The sequence below is a fragment of the Acinetobacter sp. UBA6720 genome (genome assembly GCF_002454215.1).
Classification (GTDB): domain Bacteria; phylum Pseudomonadota; class Gammaproteobacteria; order Pseudomonadales; family Moraxellaceae; genus Acinetobacter.
Genome location: NZ_DKIK01000043.1, coordinates 1 through 5,399 on the forward strand (window position 1 = coordinate 1; position 5,399 = coordinate 5,399).

At 42.4% G+C, this 5,399-nt stretch carries 7 protein-coding genes; 6 read left to right on the forward strand and 1 reads right to left on the reverse strand.

Annotated features, from left to right (window positions below; genetic code table 11):
• The 5 genes from B4F08_RS03645 to B4F08_RS03665 all read left to right on the forward strand — a co-directional run.
• A partial coding sequence (locus tag B4F08_RS03645) for an NADH-quinone oxidoreductase subunit M (protein WP_291373236.1) occupies window positions 1–844 on the forward strand: 844 nt, incomplete at its 5' end.
• 3 nt (window positions 845–847) lie between these two features.
• The gene (gene nuoN, locus B4F08_RS03650) at window positions 848–2,347 is read left to right on the forward strand and encodes an NADH-quinone oxidoreductase subunit NuoN (RefSeq protein ID WP_291373237.1); all 1,500 of its coding nucleotides are present in this window, start codon (window positions 848–850) and stop codon (window positions 2,345–2,347) included.
• Between the two features lie 121 nt (window positions 2,348–2,468).
• Window positions 2,469–3,104, forward strand: a complete 636-nt coding sequence (upp, locus tag B4F08_RS03655) for a uracil phosphoribosyltransferase (protein WP_291373239.1) — start codon at window positions 2,469–2,471, stop codon at window positions 3,102–3,104.
• Between the two features lie 86 nt (window positions 3,105–3,190).
• Window positions 3,191–3,484, forward strand: a complete 294-nt coding sequence (locus tag B4F08_RS03660; protein ID WP_086208143.1) for a cold shock domain-containing protein — start codon at window positions 3,191–3,193, stop codon at window positions 3,482–3,484.
• 121 nt (window positions 3,485–3,605) lie between these two features.
• Window positions 3,606–4,337 (forward strand): cold shock domain-containing protein, encoded by a 732-nt coding sequence (locus B4F08_RS03665; RefSeq protein WP_291373242.1) that lies wholly within the window; start codon window positions 3,606–3,608, stop codon window positions 4,335–4,337.
• 30 nt (window positions 4,338–4,367) lie between these two features.
• Here the strand turns inward: B4F08_RS03665 and gigC are convergent, their stop codons facing one another.
• A complete protein-coding gene (gigC, locus tag B4F08_RS03670) occupies window positions 4,368–5,246 on the reverse strand; it encodes a LysR family transcriptional regulator GigC (RefSeq protein WP_086208141.1) in 879 nt (292 codons plus the stop codon).
• Between the two features lie 85 nt (window positions 5,247–5,331).
• Here gigC and B4F08_RS03675 point away from each other — a divergent pair.
• Window positions 5,332–5,399 (forward strand): hypothetical protein (locus B4F08_RS03675; RefSeq protein WP_291373244.1); only part of this gene is annotated, 68 nt, incomplete at its 3' end.

Here is a 5,399-nt window from a genome sequence, read left to right on the forward strand (position 1 = left end):
TGCGCATGCACAAGCACCTACAGCGGGTTCGGTTGACCTTGCAGGTATCTTGATTAAGACGGCTGCATACGGTCTACTTCGTTTTGTGATTCCATTCTTCCCAGCGGCTTCTGCACAGTTTGCAGATATCGCGATCATTTTCGGTTTGATCGGTATCTTCTACGGTGCTTGGTGTGCTTTCCAGCAAACCGATATGAAACGTTTACTTGCGTACACGTCAATTTCACACATGGGCTTTGTTTTACTTGCGATTTACGCAGGTAACATCTTAACCTTCCAAGGTTTGATGATCATGATGTTGGCACATGGCTTGTCATCTGCTGCATTGTTCATTATGTGTGGTCAAGTATACGAGCGTGTTCATACACGTGATATGCGTTTGATGGGCGGTATGCGTGGTCAGTTCCCATATCTTGCATTCTTCCTCATGTTCTTCGTGGCGGCGCTTGTGGGTATTCCGGGTCTAGGTAACTTCATTGGTGAGTTCCTGATCCTGATGGGTTCTTATGCAAAATTCCCAGTGTTTACTATTCTTGCAGCTGTAAGCTTAGTATTTGCAGGTCTTTATGGCTTGATTCTGATCCACAAAGCATTGTTTGGTACACCGAACGAAGAACAACAACAGCACTACAACAACCCATTGAAAGACTTAAATGCGCGTGAAGTAGTGATCTTGTTAATCTGTGCTTTCGGTCTGTTATGGCTGGGGCTATATCCACAAAGCTTCCTTGATATTTCAAATTCAAGCATGGCGTGGTTAGCAAACAGCTACATTCCTGTACAAGAAGTCGTTGACGTTGCAAGTCAAGCAACTGTTCAACTCGAAAATGTGGAGATGCAATAAGTCATGAACTTCACAATGTCATTTTCTGAGCTTATGCCTTTAGCTCCTGTGATGATCGTTGCTTTAACAACGATCGTCGTGATGATTCTTACTGCAATTNNTAAGCGTAACCATAACTTAATTGCAACAGCATCAGTTGTGGGCTTAAACCTTGCAGCAGCTTATGTGCTTTTCACAATGTTTGGTGGGGCTTTTAAACCAGCAAACGTGATGGGTATGTTCATGGTGGATGCGTTCACCTTGTTATACCAAGTGATCATTTTGATTGCGGCACTGGCATGCTGTACTTTGTCTCATGCCTATATCGAGACCTATAAAGATAACCGTGAAGAACTGTATATCTTAATGTTGTCATCAGTGACTGGTGCAATGTTAATGGTCGCAAGCTCTCACTATGCATCGTTCTTCATTAGCCTTGAGTTGATGTCGATTCCTGTATATGGCTTATTGGCGTATACACACCAACGCTCTAAATCTTTAGAAGCGGGTGTGAAGTACTTGGTGCTTTCAGCAACCGCTTCGGCAATGTTGTTGATGGGTATGGCTTACATTTACGCGTACACAGGTTCAATGTCGTTCTATGACAATGTTCAAGCGTTAATGCAAAACATCCAGCAACCGATGGTGCTTTTAGGTTTAGGTTTCATCGTATTTGCTGTGGCATTTAAACTGTCTTTAGCGCCATTCCACAAATGGACACCAGACGTTTATGCAGGTGCACCAACACCGATTGCAACTTTCCTTGCAACGGCCGCAAAAGTCGCAACAATTGGCTTGTTTGTACGTTACATCTTAACTTCAGGTGCGATCCTAGTTGACTCTATCATCACGATCTTAACTGTGATTGCAGTGTTATCAATCTTGGTGGGTAACTTCCTTGCAGTGAAACAAGTGAACTTGAAACGTATCTTGGCATACTCTTCAATTGCACACTTTGGTTACTTGTTGATTGGTTTAATCAGCATGACCTATGCAAGCCTTGGTAATGTATCTGTTTATGTAATCACTTATGTATTAACTACAATTGGTGCGTTCGGTGCAGTTGCATTGATGTCTAGTCCATATAACAACGTGGATGAAGCAGAAAGCCTAGCAGACTACCGTGGTCTATTCTGGCGTCGTCCAGTGTTGACCGCAGTGTTAACCGTGATGATGTTATCGCTTGCAGGTATTCCATTGACAGCGGGCTTCATTGGTAAGTTCCTGGTGGTGATGGCTGCGGTAACGACTCAACATTGGTTCCTTGCTGCGATGATCATTGTTGGTTCTGGTATTGGTCTGTACTACTATCTCCGTGTGATGGTTGTGATGTATATGACACCACCAGACGCACCGCGTGTCGACGCTGTGGATCATTGGGGCCAAAAAGTGGGGGGGATTATGGTGCTTTTAGCTGCGGCGGCAGTACTGGTGATTGGTATCTATCCAGATCCAATTATTAAGCTTGCGCTTCAGTCTGAGATTTTATCTCCAATCCACTTTATGCTTTCTCAACAGCACTAATCATTCAAAACGTTTTGTTTTAATAAAAAAGCCTCCATCAATTGGGGGCTTTTTGTTTTTATCGCACGATAAAAAGCTTTATAATGTCAGGAATTTTATTTTACCTTTTAGGTGCTCTCCCGTGGCTATCCATGAAATTCGTCATCCGTTGATTCGTCATAAGCTTGGTCTTCTTCGTCGTGCAGATATCAGCACGAAAAACTTCCGCGAGCTGGCTCAAGAAGTGACTATGCTGTTGACCTATGAAGCAACTAAAGATTTACCTGTGTGTGATTATGAAATTGATGGTTGGAATGGTAAAGTCATCGTAGACCGTATTGTGGGTAAAAAAATTACGGTTGTGCCTATTTTACGTGCGGGTATCGGCATGTTAGATGGATTCTTAAACCTGATTCCAAGTGCAAAAGTATCTGTCTTGGGTTTAGAGCGTGATGAAGAAACGCTTGAAGCGCGTACTTATTACAAAAAATTGGTGCCAGATGTACAAAACCGTTTAGCCATGATTATTGACCCAATGCTTGCAACAGGGTCTTCGTTGGTTGCGGCGATTGATGTTTTAAAGGCAAGTGGTTGTAAAGATATTCGTGTAATGGTATTGGTTGCTGCGCCTGAAGGAATTAAACGTGTAAATGATGCGCACCCAGATGTCACTATTTTCACGGCTTCAATTGACCAAGGTTTAAATGCTAATGGTTATATCGTGCCGGGTCTAGGCGATGCGGGCGATAAAATCTTTGGTTCAGTTCAAAAAGATTAATGATTAAAATGAATGCATAAAGGAGGCTTTCACAGCCTCTTTTTTATATACTGGCTATCTAGCCATGTACAGATGAGGATCGGGTAATGAAGTCTGAACAATATCAAGGAAAAGTGAAGCAATATAATGCGGATAAAGGTTTTGGTTTTATTTCCTCACCTGAAGGCGACGTATTTTTTCATATCTCGGATTTCCCAGCAGACTCAGGTGAGCCGAAACGCAATGAACGTGTAAAGTTTAATGTGGTTGAAAATGGCGATCGCTATAAAGCGATTAAAATTGAGCGGGTTGAAGACAACTCTGCCAAAGCTAAGAAATCGAAAGTCTCAAGCCACAATAAGTCGATTACCACAGATTTATTGTCCAATTTCAGACGTTAAAATGGGTAAATTGAGTATGCACATGCTGCAAAATTAATCTGCTTATTTTGATTGAAAGAGGCTTTTTAGCCTCTTTTTTATTGATTACAATACTCTAAAATACAGTTGATTAGCGCATATTATGTTTTTGAACGGGAAAATCAAAAGCTTTAGCCCCTCACGTGGTTTTGGTTTTATTGAAGTAGACGGGGATGTTGATGATGTGTTTTTTCATATCAAAGATTTGCCACAGAACAACATTGAACCCAAGATTGGTGAAGCGTTGCAGTTTATGATTGTGGAAGATCAAGGCAAGTTTAAGGCTGGAAATATCCAGCGGCTGAATCATCCAACAGAAACTCAAAAATTAGGTGAGTTAAAGAAAAAAGTAAGACCGAGTAACTCATCTGTTCGCTATAACGAGGCAGGACATAAAAGTACGATCATTACCGTGATCGGTGTGATTGTGATTGCAGTGTTGGGATTTCTGATTTATGGCAAATATCAAAGCTATAGTATCGAAAAACAACATAAAGCTGAGCAATTGATGCTTGAGCAACAGCAGATTGTAGAAGGACAACGTAAGGCTTTAGGTGAGTTACCTGATCAGGTGCTTACAGAGCAAGGTAAACAAAACTTAGATGCTGAGCTACATCAAACCAATCAACCTCGCTCAGAACGTGTGACGCAGAGCATTGATAAACAAAATGGTCGTTTACCTGTCAGCACAGGGCAGTTCAAATGCGATGGACGAACCCATTGCTCCCAAATGCGTTCTTATGAAGAAGCGGTTTATTTCTTAAGAAACTGTCCAAATACCCAAATGGATGGGAACAATGATGGTGAGCCTTGTGAGCGCCAATTTGGGAAATAAAAAAAGCACCTTCGGGTGCTTTTTGCTTAGTTATTTTTCGCAAAACTTCATGAAAGCTTTGAGTCCTGGGCCTTGGTACTTCTGACGATGCACCAACATGAACAGTGGACGGGTGAGAGACCAAAACGGTGTATCAAGCACCACCAACTGGCCTTTTTCACGCAAAGGTTCAGTGGCCAGTTTTGAAATACAGGACATCCCTAAACCACCCGCCACGATTTTTAAAATCGCTTCATTATGACCCAAGGTCAGACGGATATTGGCATCAGGCAAGTCTTTCAAAATAGCGTTATCAAATACTTCACGCGTACCTGAACCTTCTTCACGCAAGATCCACTCGACCGATTTAAAGTCATCTGCGGTCAAAGTACGGTCTAGTTGTGCAAGAGGGTGGTTGGGTGCACAGCAGACGGCTAATTCATCGTCACGCCAGTGAATGCATTGCAGTTGTGGTAAGTGACAAGAGCCTTCAATCAAGGCCAAATCCAGTTGGAACTGATTCACTGCCTCAATCATTTGACGGGTATTACCAACTTGTAGCTGTAAATGGGCTTGAGGTTGAATTTGTAAGAAGTCAGCCATCAGGTCAGGCATGAGGTAGTCACTGATGGTCAGGGTTGCACCTAAACGTAAATCAATGCTTTGTAACTCACCTTTAGCGGCCTGCTCGAAAGCATCACAGCGACCCAAAATTTCTAAAGCTTGTGGCAGCAGGAAACGACCCAAATCATTGAGTTGAAGACGCTTACCTAGACGGTCAAATAAAGGAGCCCCCAAACCGTCTTCTAGATCTGCTAAAGCCATACTCGCAGCACTCTGGGTAAGTCGAACCGCATCACTGGCTTTGGTTACTGTGCCTTCTTGAGCAACTGCTACAAAAACCGCCAACTGGCGTAAAGTCATGCGCATGAATATAGCCTTAACATTTAAAAAATATTAACAAATTATGTGGTCATGCTAACATGAGCAACGTCTTTGATGCCACGCTGAAATCATGTCAATTGAAAAATTTAGCCTAGAAAAGGTTTTATCCGTACACCGTTGGACCAATACACTTTTTAG